The sequence below is a fragment of the Schumannella sp. 10F1B-5-1 genome (genome assembly GCF_006517535.1).
GTDB lineage: Bacteria > Actinomycetota > Actinomycetes > Actinomycetales > Microbacteriaceae > Schumannella.
In genome coordinates this window covers 1-227 of the sequence record NZ_VHQH01000155.1, presented here as the reverse complement: position 1 = coordinate 227, position 227 = coordinate 1, and the positions used below count along the sequence as shown (strand labels likewise).

Below are 227 nucleotides of genomic sequence, written 5' to 3'. Positions count from 1 at the left end.
CCTGAAGGAGCCCTCGGGCCTGTTCGTGGGCGACTACGGCGGGTACATGTCGATCGGCTACGACTCGTCGAAGTACCCCGAGCCCGCGACCCTCGACGACCTGCTGGGCGCCGACTACAAGGCGGCCGTCGCCATCAACGGCGACCCGACGCAGGCCGGCGCGGCCTTCGCGGCCGTGGGCCTCGCGACCGTGCAGTCGGGCGGCGACCTGGACGACTTCCAGCCGG

Annotated in this window: 1 protein-coding gene; it reads left to right on the top strand. The window is 72.2% G+C overall.

Annotated features, from left to right (window positions below; genetic code table 11):
* On the top strand, window positions 1–227 hold a 227-nt coding region (locus FJ658_RS15270; protein ID WP_181408507.1), incomplete at both ends, for an ABC transporter substrate-binding protein.